Raw genomic sequence first — 18,317 nt, forward strand, 5'->3', positions numbered from 1 at the left:
GCCGCCGAGCGCCGCCGAGTGCCGCCGAGTGCCGCAACGGTATTCCGGCTGGAAATGGGCTGATCGTCTGAGTTTTTCGCGACGGGCAACGCCGACGCATCGTTTTCGCTAGCGTGGGGCCCCTTTCAGCGAAAGCGGTGCGGGCGGTACGCGCCGCGAGGATATCGGCCGATGAGAGCCCACCGTTTGCGGCGCAGCCTGACGGCACTGCAAAAGAGGATTTGCCGTTCGATGCGCGGCCATGCCGCGTTGCCGGGCCGCTACGACCGGTGGCTGCTCTTCGGCGGCGGCGCGATGCTTACGCTGGCGACGCTGACTGCGGCGGCGATCGGCATCGCGCATCGTTTCGAGCGCTGCCTCGACGACTGGCGAACCGAATTTCTCGTGCAGCGCGATTTCGTCAAGGCATCGGTCGAGCGAAACCAGGCGCGTCTGCGGCATTTGGTGGAAACCTACGAAGCACTCGCGCACGTTCACGAGCGCGACGCGGTGCCGGCAGATCGCTATGGCCGCTTGTTGAAAGAACGCGGCGGTATCGTCGATACCGAAGAGGACATTGGTGCCGCGCCGTTCACGATCATTTCGACGCTGACGGAGCCGGCCGATCGGGCACGCCTCGCGAAGATGCTGCGGCTGGTGCGCGAAATTTCGCCGAGTTCGTTGTTGCGCCTGCACGATACCCCTTACGACATCGGCGGTTTCCTCTATACCGAGGACCGGCGCTTTCTTGCCGCATGGCCGCTACTGCGGCCCGAGGCGCGCGCCGATGCGCGCAGTGCGGGAGTGGCGCCGCTCATTGCACGCTATGTCGAGAGCGTCGACGCGGAATTGCGCAAACATCCGGATGCAGCGCTTCGCCGCGATCGCGTGTTTTGGGTGGCGCTTTACGAATCGGGCATGTACGGCACGCTGGTCAAGCATTATGCGGCGCCGGTCTACCGTGGCAAGGAACGCATTGCCGTGCTCGTGGTGACGGTGCCGGCCACGCAAATTCCGCGACTCTTTCAACCGGCGCTGCACGACCCTGATTTCTTCATGGTCTCGCGCGATCGCCAGCATCTGCTTGGGCTCGACCAATCGAATCCGCGCAAGGACCATTGGGCGCGCGCATTGTCGACAACCCCTCACGTATTGGATCTGGCTGACGAACGCGTGCGGTTCGTTCGCCGCGGCGGCGATTTTTTCCTGATTCAGCGCATCGCCGGGCCCGAATGGATCGCGGTCGCGGCTTTCGACTGGCGCACGATTGTGGCCAATCTCAAGGTGCCGGTGCTTTCGACAATGTCGCTGGCGGCATTGGTGCTGATCGTGCAATGGGCGTTCGTCGTGGCGATCGACCGGCTCGCGCTTGCGCCGCTGCGCGTGCGGGCACGGCGGGTGTTCGAGAGCGAGGCGTTCAGTCGGACGGTGCTGTCGACGGCGCCCGTCGGGTTGACTGTTTATGATCCGTCGACGCACCGCATCGTGATGCAAAACGACATCGCGCGTGCATTGCTTGCCGCGTCGCCAGACGAGACTGCTTTCTATCGGCGGCTGCTGGCTCAGCGCGGGCCGCGCCGCCGCGGTGCCCGCCGGGGCACGCGGCACCGCGATTCGGCCGCCACGGACAGCGTGCGCACTGTCGAGGTGTCGGTGACGGCAGCCGACGGCCGGCGTCGCGTGTTGTCCGTCGCGCTGGTGCGAGCGCGGTATCGCGAGCAGCAGGTGGTGCTGTGCAGTCTGAGCGACGTCAGCCGCCAAAAGGAAACGGTGCGACTGCTGCGTCGGGCGCGTCAGTCGGCTGACGAGGCGAGCAGCGCGAAGTCGATGCTCGTTGCCACGATCAGCCACGAGATTCGCACGCCGCTTTACGGCGCGCTCGGCAATCTCGAACTGCTTTCGATCGAGCCGCTCGCGCCGGCGCATGCCGCGCGCCTGGCGTCCGTGCGTCAGGCGTTCGACGCACTGCTCGCGCTCGTCGACGATGTGCTCGATCTATCGAAGGCCGAGGCGCACGAGCTGCGGCTGCACGTGGAGCCGTTCCAACCCGCCGAGGTGCTCGAGCAGTGTGCGCAGACGCTCGCCACCGCCATCACGGCCAAGGGGCTGCGCTTTTCGTGCTTGATCGATCCGGCCGTCCGGGGGACCTGGCATGGCGATCGACACCGCATGATGCAGATCGTCACGAACCTGCTTGCCAACGCTTGCAAGTTCACCGAGCGCGGCGCCGTTACGTTGAGCGCGCGCGTTGCGCGCGCGACAGCGCGCGAAGCGAGCGACACGATCGTCGTCGCGGTGGCGGATTCCGGCATTGGCATCGCGGCGAATCGGCAGGCGCGTATTTTCGAGCCGTTCGTGCAGGCCGACGGCTCGATCGCGCGCCGCTTCGGCGGCACGGGGTTGGGACTTTCGCTTTGCCGTCGGCTCGTCGAGTTGATGGGCGGGCGCATCGAAGTCCAAAGCATCGAAGGCCACTCGGCCGTCTTCACTGTGCATATGCCGTTGCGGCGGGAGCCATCGGCTCTCGCGCCCTGCGTGCCGCTCGCCCCATTGCTTTTCGACGAGATCGTCGTTGCCTGCGAGGATCCGCCGTGGCAGGCGACGCTCGCGGCGCAATTGCGCGATCGCTTCGGCAGCGCTGTGACGATACGGTCTACGCATTTCGGCACGTACTCGGCACCGGCTCACGCGCGTTCGGTGCTGCTGCTCGGCTCGCATGACGATGCGCTGCCGCTGGCTTGGCACGACGCGCGCGCGGAGTACGCCGACGTGCTGGTGATGTCGGCGCGCGGGCCGCTCCATCCGCAGCGCCGTGCCGATGCGCTGCATGTCACGGCGCTGTCGGCGGCCAAGCTCGAACTTGCGCTTGCCGCATCCGCACGCGGCGGCGACGCACCGGTCTGCGCCCCGGTCGCGGCGCATCCGTTGCCGACACAGGAGCCGTGCCGCACCGCACGCGTGTTGGTCGTCGAAGACGATCCGGTGAGCCGGACGCTGCTCTCGCATCAACTGATTGCGCTGGGCTATCGGGACATCGATCTGGCCTGCGATGGGCGGCAGGCGCTCGCCGAGTGCGAGCGGCGTTCATACGACCTCGTGTTAGCCGACCTCTGCATGCCCACGATGGGCGGGCGCGAACTGCTTGCCGCACTGCGTTCGCAAGGCATGGCGATGCCGGTCATCGCGCACACTGCCGCGCCGTACGAATCGGGGCGAGCACAACAGGACGGGTTCGCGAAGCTGTTGCATAAGCCATTGACGCTGCAGACGCTGCGTGCGGCACTCGACGCCACCCTCCGTTGCCCGCAATCGGAAAGCGACGCACCGCTTGCGCCCGCGCAGTTGCTGCGAGCGGTATTCGCGCAAGCGTGGCGCGACGACGAAAGGCGGCTTTGCGATGCCGTGCGCGATGCGAATACCGATCTTTTCTTGCAGACGCTGCATCGCGTCAAAGGTGCGTTGCTGGCACTTGGCGCGCCCGAAGCGGCGCATCGATGCGACGCGTTGCGCGCGCACGTGCGCCGCCAGGGCATGGCGAATATCGCGGATGGCTGCCTGGCGTTTCGGCAATACGTCGAGCGAATTAACGAATCTGCATTCGACATCCCAGTCATGAAGCCATGAGCGAGCCCCATCAGCGTCGTGCGGCAATCGAACAAACGTTCGCTTTGAGTCAGGCGCCGCGTTTGCTACCCGTGCTTGGCTGGCGCAACGAACGGCGGCCGCGCAAACTAGGGCACTGAGCGGAGCACTCAGCCTTTCGCGGAGGGAACAGATGATGAACACGACCAGCAGCGAATTGCAGCGCACGATCGACGCACTCGTACAGGACGGCAAGGGCCTGCTTGCCGCCGATGAAAGCGGCCCCACGATCGCGAAGCGGTTCAAGCGCATCGGCGTCGAATCGACCGAGGAAAACCGCCGTGCCTGGCGTGCGCTGTTGCTTGGCACACCGGGGCTTGGCGAATTCGTGAGCGGCGTCATCCTGTACGAAGAAACGCTCGCGCAATGCGCGGATGACGGCGAGCCGTTGCCGCAGCTCGCTGCGCGACACGGCATCGTGCCGGGTATCAAGGTCGACAAGGGAAAAATCGCGCTAGCGCACGCGCCGGGCGACGAAATCACGCAAGGGCTCGATGGGCTCGGCGAACGCCTCGAACGTTATAAGGTTCAGGGCGCCCGCTTTGCGAAGTGGCGTGCTGTCTACAATGTTTCGGACTCCTTACCAAGTCGCCTTGCCATAGAGGCGAACGCCGATGGGCTTGCATGCTATGCAGCGATCTGTCAGCAGGCGGGTATCGTGCCGATCGTCGAACCGGAGGTGCTGATGGACGGCGCGCATTCGATCGAGCGATGCGCCGAAGTGACCGAGGCGGTGCTGCACGAAGTCTTTCACGCGTTGCATCGCCATGCGGTGGTATTCGAGCATATGCTGCTCAAGCCGAGTATGGTCGTCGCCGGTAAGGCGAACACGAACCAGGCGAGTGTGACGCAGGCCGCGTCGCAAACGGTCACCGTGTTGGGCCGCACCGTGCCGCCTGTCGTTGCCGGCATCTTTTTTCTGTCGGGCGGACAGACGCCCGAAGAGGCAACGGCGCATCTCGATGCAATTAACCGCACGGGGCGCCGCCCCTGGCCGCTCAGTTTTTCTTATGGGCGCGCGTTGCAAGAGCCGCCGCTCGAAACATGGCGAGGTCAAGCGGGCAACGTGCACGCGGCGCAACAAGCGCTTTTGAAACGAGCGCGTCTGAATGCGGCTGCTTCACTTGCTCGCTACGATGCGAAAGAAGAGCGGGTTGGTTGAAGGCACCTCAGATCAGCGTAGCCGATTGCCAACCCGACAACAGCGCGAGCACTTGCCATGCGGCAAAGAGGGTGATGAAGAGCGCCCCTGCGAGCGCGAAGCGTGTGCGAATGGTCTCAAGCGCTTGTCTGCGCGCTACGCTGCGCGCGGACGTCGCGCGGTTGATGGAAAGGCTCGCCAAGCCAATCGCCAGTACGGTCAATGAAACCCCGGCAGCCATGGCAAACGCCGACAATACGCCGACCATAAAAATGCCGTTGGCGAGCGCGGTAATCAGAACAAAGATGGCGCCAACACAGGGCCGCATGCCCACTGCGAGCCCGGTCATCATGATCTGCCGCGCGATCCAAATGTTCCCGGATCGCGCGTACGCGCGGGTCCCGCGTCGCGCGCGCCGGTTTGCCAGCATGCTTGCACCGAGATAGCTGCCTTGTTGAAAGTCCATATGTGATCCCCTGCCGCGTTTGGGCACGAGTTCAATGCGTCCCTCGCCGCAGCAGTCGCGCCGCGTGATGATCGACCAGAGCGTGATAAGGCCGACGCAAAGAAGCGAAAAATAGCTGACGAGACTCAGCGTCGCCGCGCGTGTGAGCACGCCGGCCAGCCCCTCGCGCGTGAGCCACGCGGTGCTGCCGACGAGACAAATCGCGGAGATGGCTTGCACACACGCGCTCCATACACTGAGCACTACCGCGTGGCCGACGCGCGCGCGATGCGACACCAGGTACGAGCTGACGGCAAGCTTCCCATGGCCCGGCCCAAGCGCATGCAGAACGCCGTATCCGAACGACAGCAATACGAGCGTCCACGCGGCCAGCGCGCTTGAGCCGTTGCGCTGCTCGGCGAGCGTGTCTTGAAGCCGGGCGTTCAGGCGGCTTTGCCACTCGACGCTCGCTGCCATCGCGCGTCGCACAGGTTCGAATAGCGAGACGCGCGTCTCGGCGCTGTTTTGCTGCATCGGCGTCGGCATGGGCTCCTGTGCATTGGCCGCACTCGGTGCGCCTGACAACGTCCTCCCGAAAACATCGACTGTCTGCGCGTCGGCGGTCTGCACGGCGACGATTGCTAGCCATACGAGCGCGAACACCCGAGTGCGAAGGTGGCGACGCATCCAAAAGGTCAACATGCGAGCTTGACGGCCAGCGGAAAAATAGCACCGCCGAAGATAGCGTGCGTTTTATCTTCGAACGATTGCGCGGTGCAGGTGGTCTGCGCAGACGCACCAAAGACGACGGGCGGCACGCCGTTGGACGGTGCCTGAAAATCGACGAAGAACGTGTCGTCCCACACGCCCAGTTGCACAGGCGCGAGCTTCATGTCTACCTTATCGGCGAGCGGCAATTCGAACGTGTAGACGATTCGTCCGTCCAGTACAGCAACGGTGAAATTGCGGGCTTCGCCGAAGTGTGCGGGCTTGCCGTCGACGAAGACGTGCGTGAAGTAGTCCGCTGCCTTGAGCGAGTCGAACGCTTGCTCTTTGAATAGTCGCGTGTATTTCGGCCCGAGCGGCCCTGATTTCGGCATCGCGGCCACGTCGCCGACGATCGACACCGGAAAGCCCTTGGAGAACGTCCATTTCTCCTGCACGGCGCTCAGTGTCGAGCCCTGCATTCGTGCGACGCTCGCGTAGGTGACCCACACATGGGGATGAGCGAAGAGCGGCATCGCGGTGAATGCACAGCATGCCGCGCCGGCAGCATGGAACAAAAACACGGCGCGCGTGGCAAGCGAGCGGGTGGCGCGGTCTCGCATGGATGTCCGGAAGAACGCCGATGGTCATCGGCGCGTGAAGAAGAGGGTGCCGGCAACTGTAGCAGCATTTTTCGACGAACTGTAATCGCAAACGATTGCGCGCAGCCATCTGCTTTTGGGCGCTTGCGACAAGGCGATTTCGCCACGGCGACGGGATGTATCCGTGACGTTTCGAAGCGTTTCGCGCCAGTGGCTAGTGCAGCGCCATCTGCACAACCTTGACGATGACGAGACCGACGGCGATCACGAGGTACGCGCGCAGCGCGCCCATCCACACGCGCGTTGCGAACGTCAGCCGCGGCGGCGGCAGCATATCGAGCGGCGGCATGCGCCAGTGTTCGCGCGGCTCGGCGCAAGGAGACGCTACCGGGCCGATCGTTGTCTCGCCTGATGGCGTGGCGCTTGGCTCGGGCTGGCGTCGAGCGAAAAAGCGGCTTGCGCCATAGCCGAGCACCGATGCAATGACACCCGCGAGCAGCATGGCGACGATCGTTTCACTCGAGATCTCGGGGTAGAGCGTCGCGGCCGTCAAGATGATCGACAGCACGACGAGCCCTGCAATGACGGCACCGGTAAACAGGTTGAGCCTGTTCGAGTTGACCCATGGCCCGAGCACTGCGCGGTCGTTGCACAGCACGAGCAAAAACACGGTGGCGCTCGGCAGCAGGACACCGGCCAACGTCTGCACGGCTTCAGTCAGGAGTCCTAACGGACTGCCGGGCATCAATACGAGCGCCGCAGCGAGCCCGACGATAGCGAAGTAGACGAGATAAAAGCCCTTCGCGTCCGCCACGCTTCGATGCAGCGAATGGCGAATGCGAAAGACATCGCCGATCGCATAGGCCGTCGACAGCGAAACGGCGGCTGCGCCGATGATCGATGCATCGAGCAGCGCGACGGCGAAAAGCGTCGCCGGCAGGCGCCCGACATACTGATGCAGCCCAACGATCACGCCACGCGCATCGGTGAATTGGCCCGCTTCGGGGCGCCCGGCAAAGAGTGCTGCCGCGAAGGCCATCATGGCCACTGCACCGACGAGCACCAGCGCGATCCCGATCCACAGGTCGACTTTTTCGTACTTCATGAAGCGTGGCGTAATGCGCTTGTCGATGATGTAGCTTTGCTGGAAAAACAATTGCCAGGGAGCGACCGTCGTGCCGATGATGCCGATCACGAGCAGCATGACATCGGCGAGCTTCGAATGCGCCGGCCAGCGCGGCACCGTCAAGTCGCGCGCGATGACATGAAGCGGCGGGTGCACCGACACCAGCACGGGCACGAGCAGCAGGCTCAACAGGCAAAGCACGATGGCGAAGCGTTCGAAGCGCCGAAAGTCTCCCGTGCCGACGGCGGCCATCGTCAGGACGGCTGCCATCCCCACGCCGAGTATCTTCGAGACGCCGAGAAAGTCGAGCGCAAATGTAATGCCGATGAACTCGGTGACGATCGTCAGCGCGTTGAGCAAAAAGAGGTCGATGACACTGAACGCGCCCCAGAACTTGCCGAACCGCTCGAAGATCAGACGGGCATGGCCTACCCCGGTGACCGCACCGAGGCGCAGCACCATTTCCTGGTTGACATAGAGCACGGGAACCAACAGCGCGAGCGTCCACAACAGCGCGGTGCCGTAGTTCTGGCCGGCTTGCGTATAGATGCCGAAGGCGCCCGCATCGTTATCGCCGACCATCACGATGAGCCCGGGGCCGAGGATGGCGAGCAGCGTGCGCAAGCGCGCCATCCAATTGCGCCGCGGCGCCGTGTCATGGTGCGCGATGGTTCCGAAGGCGCCTTTGATATCGCCGACATGCGCTTCGTCGAGCACAGCGCCGCGTGCCGAGGAGACTTGTACGGGTGTGGACATGATTGTTTTCCTTCGGTAATGCCTGGGCACAAGTCGAATTCATGCGACGCGCCGTGGCGCGCGCATGAACCGCTCGACGCGGAAAATGCACACGCGCACGCAACGCGGCACGTGATGGCCATTCGAATCGATGCGCGAACTTAGGACTACGAAAGAAAGCTGCGATGCGCACCGTCTGCCTGCTGGCATGGACGGCGGCTAATGGGAAGGATCAGCGCGGGGCGTCGTGCCGTTCAGGCAGAAAAATCGGTAGAAAAACCGTTCGAAGGTCGACTACTGCAACTGTCCAAGGCGTTTGCCCCATCTGTGAAATTACAAGCATTTTAGTTGCCGGTTTTGAGGCCGGTCAACCCAAAATTGCGCGCTGGCGCGGGTTTTCGCGCAAAGACGCGGTCAGATTTGCTGATTCGTACTCCTAAACGATTCGGCACATAGGCTAAGCGTTGCGTCGAGACGACAGCGAGCCACAAATGGTTCGTTGTCCTCACTATTGGGTCGCGTTGCGTCGGCGTTCGCCGACGACCGAATCGATCAGCGCACGCATGCGCTGCCAATGCGAGCCTTCCCAGAAAATTCGCTTGCAGACATCGCAGGTCACGAACCGCGCCTGGCGCTCGAACACGCCGTCGGGTACGCGGCCATGCACTTCCGATTTGTCGATTTGCCGTAGCGGCACATTACAGGAAAGACAAAGGCGAAAGGCGTGCGTGCTGCCGGCGAGATCAAGCCGGTCGTACAGCTCGCGCAACTGCGCTTCGGGTTTGAGCTCGCGCACGTAGCAGCCGTGCGTGATCGTGCGGCGCTTGAGCAGTTCGCGATCGCGCGTGAGCACGATTCGCGCGTCGGCTGTCGCGAGGGCCTGAACCGTGTCATCGGCGAAATGGTTGTCATAAAGCGTGTCGAACCCCGCCAGGCGCAAGAGCTGAGCGAGCCCGCCCAAATGGGCGTCGGCCACGAAGCGAATCGTGCGTAGCGGCTCCGGCCGAACGCGCAAAAGCGGCGTCACGTCGAGCGCTTCGAATTTTGGATAGACGGCAACACGGTCACCTTCTTGCAGAACATGACCAAAACCCACCGATTCCCCATTCACCAGGATCAACTCGACTTCCGTATGCGGCACGCCGAGCGCTTCGATCATGTGCTTCGTCGTAGCCGCCCGCGCGCAGACACAACTGAACTCGCGCCGACGCTGCGTCGGTGCGAGAAAGTCGTTCAGTTCTTCGTAAAAGCGAAACGTGGCGGTGACAGGCAACATGGCCCAAGTATCGCATCCCTCACGGCATGCCTGGCGTGCGTGCGCCGCTGCGCTTCCGAGCGCAAACGTCATCCGTTCGTGATCTACTCTTGCCCTATTGTCACTACAGGAAGGAGCACTTGATGGACGTCGGATTTATCGGCCTCGGCGGCATGGGCCGGGCCATTACGGAAAATATGTTGAAAGCCGGGCATCGTGTCCGCGTGTGGAACCGTTCGCGCGAGCGGGCCGAGCCGCTTGCGGCGCTGGGCGCCGAGATCGTCGACACGGCGGCTCACGCTTTTGCCGGCGACGCCGTGTTTTCGATGCTCGCCGATGATGCGGCTGCGCGCGATATCTTCGATGCGGCCCTGTTGGAAGCAGCGCCGCGCGATCTGGTGCACGTGAACATGGCCACGATATCGGTCGCGTGCGCCGAGGCGCTCGCGCACCAACATGCCGCGCGTGGGATTCATTATGTTGCCGCGCCCGTCATGGGGCGTCCAGACGTGGCCGCGGCCGCCAAGCTGACGATCATCGCGGCGGGGCCGGCTGAGGCGATCGATCGCGTACAACCGGTTTTCGACGCAATTGGTCAGAAGACATGGCGGCTCGGTTCGTTGCCGCAACATGCGAACATCGTGAAGCTCGCGGCCAATTTCACGCTGGCGTCGGCAGTCGAAACGCTCGGCGAAGCGTCGGCACTGCTGGCGGGCCACGGCGTTGCGATGACGGATTTTCTGGATGTGATTACCTCCAGCGTATTTCCGGGGCCGGTTTATTCCGGTTACGGCAAGCTCATTGCGCAACGCAGCTATGAGCCGGCGCAGTTCAAAGCGCGCCTCGGCCTTAAGGATGTGAATCTGACGCTTGCGGCCGCCGAAGCTTGCGCGACACCGCTGCCGATCGGCAGCGTCGTGCGCGACAGCTTGCTCGATGCGATCGCCCATGGCGAGGGCGAATATGATTTCGCGGTGCTGGGTGAAGTGGCCGCACGCCGCGCTGGGCGTTGAGCGCCGAGCGGGGAGAGGGGAGCACGGCTGCGCTGTTGCGCTGTGCCGGTGATTAGCGTGGTCAACTGTGCCGGGCGCAACGATGGTCTGCGACGCATAATCGTCGTTTCGTCATCGTCGCCCAACGAGCAAAAGGAGCCGCTTGCCCATGAGCCTGCATACCTGGTGGCTGTTCGTAGCCACGGTTTTCGTCATCTCCGCCATTCCGGGGCCGAACATGTTGCTCGTCATGACGCATAGCGCCCAACACAACCTGCGTCGCGCGAGTGCCACGATGGCCGGTTGCCTTTCGGCGCTCGTTCTGATGCTCGCGATCTCCGCTGCGGGGCTCGGCGTGTTCTTGCGGGCGTGGCCAACCATGTTCGACGCGCTGCGGTTGATCGGCGCGGCCTATCTCGTCTATCTGGGCGTCAAGTCATGGCGGTCTGCGGCGCACGTGCAGACCGGCGGCGCACCTGGCGCGTCCGATGCCGTCGAATCCGGCACGGGCGCGACACCCCAGCGTTCCGCGATCGCCCTTTATCGCAATGGCTTTTTCGTGGCGAGCAGCAATCCGAAGGCGATTTTGTTCGCGGCCGCGCTGCTGCCGCAGTTCATCGACGCCGCGAAGCCCACCTTGCCGCAATTTGGTGTCCTGCTAGCCACATTCGCCGTCATCGAAGTGAGTTGGTACCTCGTTTATGCGGCCTTTGGCGTGCGCATCGGCAGCGCGCTTCGCAGCGAGCGCGTGGCCCGCGCGTTCAATCGCCTGACGGGCGGCGTGTTCGTCGGCTTCGGGGCCATGATGGCGCTCGTCCGACACTGACGAGCAGGGGCGCACGGTCTGTCGCGTGCGCCCCTTCGTTTCTGTCTTCAGTCTTGACGGTCGGCGCCCGGCGCCAGTCCAAGCAAAAACGCTGCGCCGGCAAACGCGAGCCCGACCGCACATACGCCGCTCCATCCCAGCCACGCCCAGGCCGCCCCCGCGAGTGACGCGCCCAGCGCTCCGCCCACGAAGAAAATGCCGACAAAAAGGCCGTTGAGCCTGCCGCGGGCGGCGGGATTCAACAGGTTGATCGCACGCCGGCCCAGCGTTTGGTCGGTGACAACGCCGGCATCCAGTGTGGCTGCGCCCACAACGAGAATCACGAGCGCCGCGATCCGGTGGCTGCTCGGCTCAAACCCGAACCAGCCCGCGCCAACAATGCCGCTTGCAATCAGCGCTGCCAGCATACTCACGTGCCCCACGCGCCGCGCCGCGCGCGCCGCACCGCGGTCCCCCGCATAGCCGGCAAGCGGGGTCGCCACCACGCCAGCTGCGCCGGCGAGCGCAAATGCGCCGATCTCGTAGAAGCTCAGATTGAACGGCCCGTGTGCGAGCCGCAGTCCGATCGCTGTCCAGAACGCGCTGAATGCGCCCATCCCAAGCGCGGCGGACAGCGCGCAACGCTGCAAGACGCGCTCGGTGCGCAAAAGCGTCGCGAGCGAGCGCAGCAGTGCCGGGTAGCGCGTCGTCGCGACGGGAATGCGCCGGGGCAACTGCGTAGCCAGTACCAGTGCAATGAGCGCATCTGCCGCGGCTGCCACACCGTAGAACGCGCGCCAGCCGATCAAGCCGGCGATGACACTGGCCAGCGGACGCGACAACAGAATGCCCAGCATGAGTCCGCTCATGACGTTGCCGACGGCGCGGCCGCGGCGTGCCTCCGAGGCCATGGACGCGGCCATTGGGACAAGCATCTGGATCACGCTCGAACTCGCGCCAGCCAGAAAGATCGCGGTCAGAAAGACGGCGCCTGAGCGGGTCAGCATCGCCACGGCAAGGAGCACCGCGCAGACGATCAACGTACGGACCACGAGCCGGCGGTTTTCGAAGAGGTCGGTCAGCGGCACGAGCAGAACGAGGCCGAGTGCGTAGCCGAGCTGCGGCAGCATCGCGATCGCGCCGGTCAGACCGGCGGGCAAGGCGAGGGCGCGGGCGATCGGGCCCGTGAGCGGCTGCGCGGCGAATAGATTCAAGACAATGGCGCCGGTCGCGGCTGCAAAAAGCACGGTAAGCGGCGCCGTGAGTTGATGGTGCTCATCTGCGCCCGCGTGTGCCGGCACCGACGGGCGCTTGCCGTAAAGGCAGGCAGGCTCTGCGGGGTTGGCTGGCCGATTCATAGAGAGGATTTCCGTTTGAAGGTGTGACGAACGCTAACGAGCTAGCGAGCTCGCGAGCTCGCGAACCAATGAACAGCCATCCTAGGCCGGCGGATTACATGCGACAATTGAAATATGTTGATATTGATTATGCGGGGTTGTTTTGAACACGCGAGATTTGCAAGCCTTCGTGGCGGTGGTCGATCAAGGTTCGATGGTGCGAGCTGCGTCACAGCTGCATGTGACGCAGCCGGGGCTCACGCGGCGCATCCAGAATCTTGAGACTGCGCTCGGCGTGCCGTTGCTCGATCGGCAGAGCAAGCCCGTCAAACCGACCCACGCGGGCCGCGAAGCTTATGCCTTTGCCCGCGCCGTCCTGCGCTCGGTCGACGACCTGTTGGCCGTTGCCGCACCGGCCAGCGAACCTGTAGGCGAGTTGCGAATCGGCGTGCCGCCGTTTCTTTCGGAGCTTGCGCTCGAACGGCCGATCGACCGGCTGCGCGGCGCGTTCCCGAAGCTGAGCTTGCGCGTGACGGCGGCGTGGTCGCCCGCCTTGGTCGAACGTACGCTGGGGGCGGAAATTGATGCGGCCGTTGTGATGATGCCCGCGTCGTTCGCGATGCCGAGTGCGTTGACGGCCACGCTGCTGGCTGAGCAGCCGACGCTGATCGTGGCTTCCCGTTCGCTTGATTTGCAAGGCGGCGAGCGCAACCGGAACAATACGCGCAGGCGCAGCGGCGCTCCGCGCTTGACGCTGGCCGATTTGGCCGGGTACGCGTGGGTTCTGAACCAGGACGGATGCGGCATGCGCTCGACTGTGAGCCGTGCGCTGCGCGCGGCCGGTTTGCCGTTTGATGTGGCCGTGGAGGCATTCGGCGCGGATCTCCAGCTTTCGCTGGTGGCGCGTGGCGTAGGGCTCGGCATCGTGACGCCGGATGTGCTGGCGCGAAGCCCTTACCGCGACGCATTGCAGCCCGTGACGGTGAGCGACTTCGAAGGCGGGCTTGGCGTCTGGCTGATCCATGGCACGCTGCCGGGGCGGCTCATGCGTCCCGTGGCGCTGTTGCAGGTTGCGCTGCTCGAGGTTCTTGCTGCGGCGGGTCGGGCACCCGATGAATCGGCTGAGATCCCTATCAAGACCGCTACCGCGCCGAGAGCCCGCAAACGTACCAAGTAGAGGCGTGCGGCTTCGGCGAGCGCCGACCAGTTGAATTTTCTGCTCTGGATGACATTGACGTGGCCGTTGTGTCGGAACAACGAATTTTGTCCCGATGTGCACGTGTGTTGCAACGCACCAAGCGGTTTGCTAAAGTTGGAACTGTCTCCTCCATGTCTCCTCTGATATGGATTCAGCCCGCTACCAAGCGGGCTTTTTTTTGCCCTCTCGATTTTCGTTACATTCCCTTTTGTTTTTTATCGCGCCGCCGTCGAGCCGATTGCGCCCGATAGTGCGGCAACCGCCGATTGACATCGGGTCAAGCTCTCGTCACGTGGTGCGTGCGCTCAAAATCAAAACTTGTACGAGAGCGCGAGGAACGTGATGAGCGGGTCTGCCGTCAATTCGCCCTCCGTCCTGCCGAGGACCGAGCCGTCGGCCGCTTTGACGGTCACCGTCGACTTCGTTTTGAGCGGGATATACGTGAGCGAAGCGGTGACGCCCCAGTGTTTGGAGATGCTGTACGCGCCACCGACGTTGAAAACGGGCGCCCACGAGGACGACGCCTTCGCCTCGACACGTGTGGGGCCGGGCTTGTTCGCGCCCGCTGCGAGCACGGCCCCGAGATTGTTCTGCGTTGCGCTGACGAAATTCGGATTGAGCTGGATGTTGGTGAACCAGTTGTACGACACGCCAACGCCGGCAAACGGCCGAAAGCGCGCGGTCGCCGACGCGAAGTAGTACTGCAGCAGCACGGCCGGGCTCCATTGGCGCACGCTTTGGACGTTGGGTTCGTTCGAAGGGTCATCGAGGTTGAGTGTGCCGAACGCGGAGGAAGGTCCGGGCGGCACGATCTTGCCGCGCCCATACATCTTGAAGGTGGGCGGCACGCCGGCCACCGTCGTGAGCGCGATATGGTCGGTGAAGAAATGGCTGATGACGAGCCCGGCCGTATTGGCATTATTCGTCGACAACCCCGAGCCCGACGACGTGAACGAGTTAGGCAACCTCAGCGGCGTATTGATCGGTTGCGGTGAGACATACGTCGTGAGCGGCGTACTCGAGTCCTGCGGCATGATGTGAAACCAGCCGAGTGCCACGACGTTGTCGCCGGCTTTTTGCGCGCGTGCTGCGCCTGAAATGGCCATCGCCAGCGCGGCGTATGCCGCTACGTAGATCTTGTTCATCGTTGACTCTCCCTGTCCCGCCTGTCTTCGTTTGTTATTTGCCGCGCCTTGGCGTGCTCGCATGTTCGTGCCAGCGACGGGGCGCGGCGGATGCGCTATTGCGTCGGCTGCTGCACGAATGCATTGATCGTGAAGTACGGTGACGACGCATTCGATTGGTCGAGGTAGCCGAACACGCCACCTGTGAAAATCAGTTTGCCGCTGGCCGCGGACTGACCGACCTTCGTTGATGTGACGATGCCCGGCACGGTCTGCGTAAAGTTCAGATCGAGCGCGGTCGCAAGCGAGGCTTGCGAGGGCTGATACGGATCGAGCAGCGTGGCCTGCGTTCCTTCGATTGCCGCCGCGCGGTAGTCGAAGGCGCTATCCACGCCGATGTATTGGCCGTTTTGCGATTGCACCGCCACGGCGGCGCGAGGTGAAAGGATCGAGATGCCCGATTCGTCATCGGCAACGAGCAAGGTTGGATTGGCATAGCCCGTGCGAATCAGGATCGGCACGAGTTGGCTGCGCAGCTTGCCGACGATCATGAAGCCTTTCGCCTGCGGTGTTGTTGCCAGCGTCGCCTTGGCTTGTCCCTGGAAGTTATCCGTTTCGAACGCACCGCTGCCGTCGGGCGCGGGCACCCAGTTGGTTCCTGGCTGCTGGCACTTGCCGGCGTTGACGCCGGTGTTGTCGCATTCGCTCCACGTGCCGTTGGCGTTGATCGTCAGTGACGCGTCCACGGCGACGGGCAGGAAATTTTGTGATGGCACCTCGTGATAGCCGAGCTGGTTGTACGTGCCGGCCACGTTGGCGAGGTTCGTTTCCAGCGAGGTAAAGCCGATGAACGGATAGTAGGGGAACGTGGTATCGGCAATGGCACCTACGCCGGCCATCCCGTTGTACTGCAGCTCTTTGCCGGGAATCGTGCCGCCCATTACGCCTTCGCCGACGAAGATGCGGGCGGGTCGTTTCGGGTCGAGGCTTGCGCCGTTGAGATAGTAGGTGCACTGGTTTTGTTTAGCCGTCGGAAGCTGCGTTTCCTGCGTCAGGGTGCCCTCTTGCGTGGTGCCGGCGCGCGTGGGTGTGGCGGTTCCAGTCGTCTGCGGAACGGGAGACTCCACAAAGCTGACACGCCAGGTCATGTGGGTTGTGTCGATCTGCATCTTGACGAGTTCGCCGTCACCAGCGCCACCCGTGTAGACCGTGCCGTAATCGAGCGAAGCGGGGCACAGCCGTTCGACCACCGGGCTGGGCGAGTTGCCGCCGCCACCGCCACATGCCGTGAGTGCGAGCGCGGCCACGGCGAACACAAAAAGGGCTTTCCGACTCATGTTGTTCCTCCATTGGCTTCATTTATCGTTATCGGGCGGCCGGCTCCCTGTCGGCCGCCTCTTCATTTCGTTGTACTAACTAATTTGGCGGACTCACTTCGTCGATGCCGGGTACCTCGTCAGCGCGCGCCGACGAAGGCTCCGATGCCGAAGTAAGGTGTCGAACTGGTCGTTTGCCCGGTGATAGCCGACGACGCCGTGATGCCGCCGTTTTCCGTGCCTTGCAGCAAGATGGCGTAAAGGCCGCCCGTCGTGGTAGTAGGCGAAAACCCTGTCGCAATTGCATAGCCGGCGTTGCCCTGGCTGTCCTGCACGCCGAGCAGCCCTTGGTTTGACGCTGGGTAGCCGAGCGTGAATGTGCTCTCGGCCGTACTGGTGGGCGGATCGACGAACTTGCCGGCGCTGCCGCTGATGATGGTTGCCGTGTACTTGAAGTTCGAGTCCGCACCGATATATCCGCCGTCGATCGAACCGGAGGCGAGTGTGCCCGCCGCGGCGAGCATTGCAATGCCGGACTCGTCGTCCACGCTCAGCGTGCCGGGGTTGGCATAGCCCGTGCGCACGACAATCGGCACAATGGCGCCGTTGAATTTGCCGAGCACCATGTTCGCGTGCGCGCTGCTACTGCCGAGCGTGGCGCCGCCGACGATGCGCGGCGGATTGTTGCTCGTGAAATAGCTGCCGCTACTGCTCGCGGCCCATGTACCCCCGGTAGTCGTGCAACTGCCGCTGCTCGCGGTGCAGTTGCCGCTGGCATCGAACGTTTCTGTCGCGCTGGTCCCGGCCGCCTGGTACGTGTCCGAAGGCTGGATGTGATAGACGAGCGCGTTGTAGGTGCCGTGCAGATCGGCGAGGCTCGTGTCGATCGCCGAAAAGCCGATGAACGGATAGAAGTCGAACTTCCGGTCGGGTACGGCAAAGAGTCCAAGTATGCCGGCGTACTGCACTTGTGCGCCGGGGATGCCACCGCCCGCTACGCCGTAGCCGATGAAGATCGTCGGCGGGTTATTCGCGTTGAACGTGCCGTTCGTCGAATATGCGGACCCGTTGCTCGCCGTGCCGCTGCCGGGCTGCAGGACGAATGCACAGCGGTTTTGTTCCGCGCTCGGCAAGTCTGCGCGGTGCGTGACCTGGCCGGTGATGGTGGTGCCTGCTCGCGTCGGCGTGACCTGTCCGGTCGTGAGCGGTATCGGCGACTCGAGCCACTTGAGCGTGTAAGTCATCGCGTTCGGATCGATGGCGAGGCTGACGATTTCCCCGCTGCCGGTGCCGCCGAGATAGGTGTTCTGGGCGATCTCGCTCGCCGATGGGCAAAGCGGTGCGATAGGCGTCGAAACGGGTGCGCCTTGCACACCGCAGCTCGCCCCTGAGCATTGCGGGGCGCTTGCGGCTGCCGTGCCGTTGCTATTGCTGCCTCCGCAGGCGACAAGCAATGGGGCACTGGCGAGCGTCAGTAACAAGCCCGTTGTAATGGCGGATGGCATGCCGTGTCTCCCTAATCTCGTTATGCCGCGTAATGTGGCTTTGCATTTTTTCAATGTCAATTGATAAAGGTGTCTAAAAAATATAATTCAAACGACGCGGAAGACAGGTAACCAGCATTGCCGTGGCTAAACAGGCACATTAAAACGAAATGCTCGTTTCAAGCGCAAGAGCGATTGATGGTGGAAAACGTCGCAATGGGATAGCTGGGAGGCGCGCCAAGTATGAAGAATGATGACTCGGGGCGTTATTTGGAGTTATTTTAAAGAAGCAACAACAGCAATGATTGGTTACAAAATTAACTAATTCGGCGAATATCTGACGATGCGCTTTCTAATTGCTGCGCCGCCCAAATAAAAAAGCCGGCTTGCAAAGCCGGCTTAATTGAACGGACGAAAAATTAGATGGTCGA

At 63.2% G+C, this 18,317-nt stretch carries 13 protein-coding genes; 5 read left to right on the forward strand and 8 right to left on the reverse strand.

Translation table 11 applies throughout. The features are described from left to right. Nucleotides 1–171: 171 nt before the first annotated feature. Together ACSQ20_RS01200 and ACSQ20_RS01205 are read left to right on the forward strand one after the other, a co-directional pair. Nucleotides 172–3,603 (forward strand): ATP-binding protein, encoded by a 3,432-nt coding sequence (locus ACSQ20_RS01200; RefSeq protein ID WP_436016682.1) that lies wholly within the window; start codon nucleotides 172–174, stop codon nucleotides 3,601–3,603. 154 nt (nucleotides 3,604–3,757) lie between these two features. After that, nucleotides 3,758–4,783: a class I fructose-bisphosphate aldolase gene (locus ACSQ20_RS01205; RefSeq protein ID WP_436022836.1), complete on the forward strand. Its 1,026-nt coding sequence runs from the start codon at nucleotides 3,758–3,760 to the stop codon at nucleotides 4,781–4,783. Nucleotides 4,784–4,790: 7 nt separating this feature from the next. Here ACSQ20_RS01205 and ACSQ20_RS01210 read toward each other — a convergent pair whose 3' ends face one another. The 4 genes from ACSQ20_RS01210 to ACSQ20_RS01225 all read right to left on the reverse strand — a co-directional run bounded on the left by ACSQ20_RS01210 (nucleotide 4,791) and on the right by ACSQ20_RS01225 (nucleotide 9,651). Beyond that, nucleotides 4,791–5,909 carry a nickel/cobalt transporter gene (locus ACSQ20_RS01210; protein ID WP_436016684.1) on the reverse strand — a complete coding sequence of 373 codons (1,119 nt, stop codon included), beginning with the start codon at nucleotides 5,907–5,909 and terminating at the stop codon, nucleotides 4,791–4,793. Beyond that, nucleotides 5,903–6,535, reverse strand: a complete 633-nt coding sequence (locus ACSQ20_RS01215) for a DUF1007 family protein (RefSeq protein WP_436016686.1) — start codon at nucleotides 6,533–6,535, stop codon at nucleotides 5,903–5,905. The genes ACSQ20_RS01210 and ACSQ20_RS01215 overlap by 7 nt, the downstream gene beginning before the upstream one ends. A 193-nt stretch (nucleotides 6,536–6,728) precedes the next feature. After that, the gene (locus ACSQ20_RS01220; protein WP_436016688.1) at nucleotides 6,729–8,396 is read right to left on the reverse strand and encodes an Nramp family divalent metal transporter; all 1,668 of its coding nucleotides are present in this window, start codon (nucleotides 8,394–8,396) and stop codon (nucleotides 6,729–6,731) included. Between the two features lie 487 nt (nucleotides 8,397–8,883). Further along, on the reverse strand, nucleotides 8,884–9,651 hold the full coding sequence (locus tag ACSQ20_RS01225; protein WP_436016690.1) for a Mut7-C RNAse domain-containing protein: 768 nt from the start codon (nucleotides 9,649–9,651) through the stop codon (nucleotides 8,884–8,886). A 122-nt stretch (nucleotides 9,652–9,773) separates the two neighbouring features. On the opposite strand from ACSQ20_RS01225, the gene ACSQ20_RS01230 reads away from it, so the two are divergent. Next, nucleotides 9,774–10,643, forward strand: a complete 870-nt coding sequence (locus tag ACSQ20_RS01230; protein ID WP_436016692.1) for an NAD(P)-dependent oxidoreductase — start codon at nucleotides 9,774–9,776, stop codon at nucleotides 10,641–10,643. Between the two features lie 148 nt (nucleotides 10,644–10,791). After that, nucleotides 10,792–11,448 (forward strand): LysE family translocator, encoded by a 657-nt coding sequence (locus ACSQ20_RS01235; RefSeq protein WP_436016694.1) that lies wholly within the window; start codon nucleotides 10,792–10,794, stop codon nucleotides 11,446–11,448. A 47-nt stretch (nucleotides 11,449–11,495) separates the two neighbouring features. On the opposite strand, the gene ACSQ20_RS01240 is transcribed toward ACSQ20_RS01235, so the two are convergent. Then, nucleotides 11,496–12,785 carry an MFS transporter gene (locus tag ACSQ20_RS01240; protein WP_436016696.1) on the reverse strand — a complete coding sequence of 430 codons (1,290 nt, stop codon included), beginning with the start codon at nucleotides 12,783–12,785 and terminating at the stop codon, nucleotides 11,496–11,498. A 142-nt stretch (nucleotides 12,786–12,927) separates the two neighbouring features. On the opposite strand from ACSQ20_RS01240, the gene ACSQ20_RS01245 reads away from it, so the two are divergent. Next, a complete protein-coding gene (locus ACSQ20_RS01245; RefSeq protein ID WP_436016698.1) occupies nucleotides 12,928–13,941 on the forward strand; it encodes a LysR family transcriptional regulator in 1,014 nt (337 codons plus the stop codon). Between the two features lie 332 nt (nucleotides 13,942–14,273). Here ACSQ20_RS01245 and ACSQ20_RS01250 read toward each other — a convergent pair whose 3' ends face one another. The 3 genes from ACSQ20_RS01250 to ACSQ20_RS01260 all read right to left on the reverse strand — a co-directional run bounded on the left by ACSQ20_RS01250 (nucleotide 14,274) and on the right by ACSQ20_RS01260 (nucleotide 17,907). Beyond that, nucleotides 14,274–15,107 carry an OmpW/AlkL family protein gene (locus tag ACSQ20_RS01250; protein ID WP_436016700.1) on the reverse strand — a complete coding sequence of 278 codons (834 nt, stop codon included), beginning with the start codon at nucleotides 15,105–15,107 and terminating at the stop codon, nucleotides 14,274–14,276. A gap of 95 nt (nucleotides 15,108–15,202) precedes the next feature. After that, the gene (locus ACSQ20_RS01255; protein ID WP_436016702.1) at nucleotides 15,203–16,423 is read right to left on the reverse strand and encodes a DUF2957 domain-containing protein; all 1,221 of its coding nucleotides are present in this window, start codon (nucleotides 16,421–16,423) and stop codon (nucleotides 15,203–15,205) included. A gap of 119 nt (nucleotides 16,424–16,542) precedes the next feature. Beyond that, complete coding sequence (locus ACSQ20_RS01260; protein WP_436016704.1) at nucleotides 16,543–17,907, reverse strand: DUF2957 domain-containing protein; 1,365 nt, start codon at nucleotides 17,905–17,907, stop codon at nucleotides 16,543–16,545. Between the last annotated feature and the right edge of the window lie 410 nt (nucleotides 17,908–18,317).

This window comes from Trinickia sp. LjRoot230, assembly GCF_964253315.1.
GTDB lineage: Bacteria > Pseudomonadota > Gammaproteobacteria > Burkholderiales > Burkholderiaceae > Trinickia.

Bases quoted from the DNA above. Each gene is read 5' to 3' on its own strand.
- ACSQ20_RS01200 (WP_436016682.1), top strand. From the start codon at position 172: ATGAGAGCCCACCGTTTGCGGCGCAGCCTGACGGCACTGCAAAAGAGG.
- ACSQ20_RS01205 (WP_436022836.1), top strand. From the start codon at position 3,758: ATGAACACGACCAGCAGCGAATTGCAGCGCACGATCGACGCACTCGTA.
- ACSQ20_RS01210 (WP_436016684.1), bottom strand. From the start codon at position 5,909: ATGTTGACCTTTTGGATGCGTCGCCACCTTCGCACTCGGGTGTTCGCG.
- ACSQ20_RS01215 (WP_436016686.1), bottom strand. From the start codon at position 6,535: ATGCGAGACCGCGCCACCCGCTCGCTTGCCACGCGCGCCGTGTTTTTG.
- ACSQ20_RS01220 (WP_436016688.1), bottom strand. From the start codon at position 8,396: ATGTCCACACCCGTACAAGTCTCCTCGGCACGCGGCGCTGTGCTCGAC.
- ACSQ20_RS01225 (WP_436016690.1), bottom strand. From the start codon at position 9,651: ATGTTGCCTGTCACCGCCACGTTTCGCTTTTACGAAGAACTGAACGAC.
- ACSQ20_RS01230 (WP_436016692.1), top strand. From the start codon at position 9,774: ATGGACGTCGGATTTATCGGCCTCGGCGGCATGGGCCGGGCCATTACG.
- ACSQ20_RS01235 (WP_436016694.1), top strand. From the start codon at position 10,792: ATGAGCCTGCATACCTGGTGGCTGTTCGTAGCCACGGTTTTCGTCATC.
- ACSQ20_RS01240 (WP_436016696.1), bottom strand. From the start codon at position 12,785: ATGAATCGGCCAGCCAACCCCGCAGAGCCTGCCTGCCTTTACGGCAAG.
- ACSQ20_RS01250 (WP_436016700.1), bottom strand. From the start codon at position 15,107: ATGAACAAGATCTACGTAGCGGCATACGCCGCGCTGGCGATGGCCATT.
- ACSQ20_RS01255 (WP_436016702.1), bottom strand. From the start codon at position 16,423: ATGAGTCGGAAAGCCCTTTTTGTGTTCGCCGTGGCCGCGCTCGCACTC.
- ACSQ20_RS01260 (WP_436016704.1), bottom strand. From the start codon at position 17,907: ATGCCATCCGCCATTACAACGGGCTTGTTACTGACGCTCGCCAGTGCC.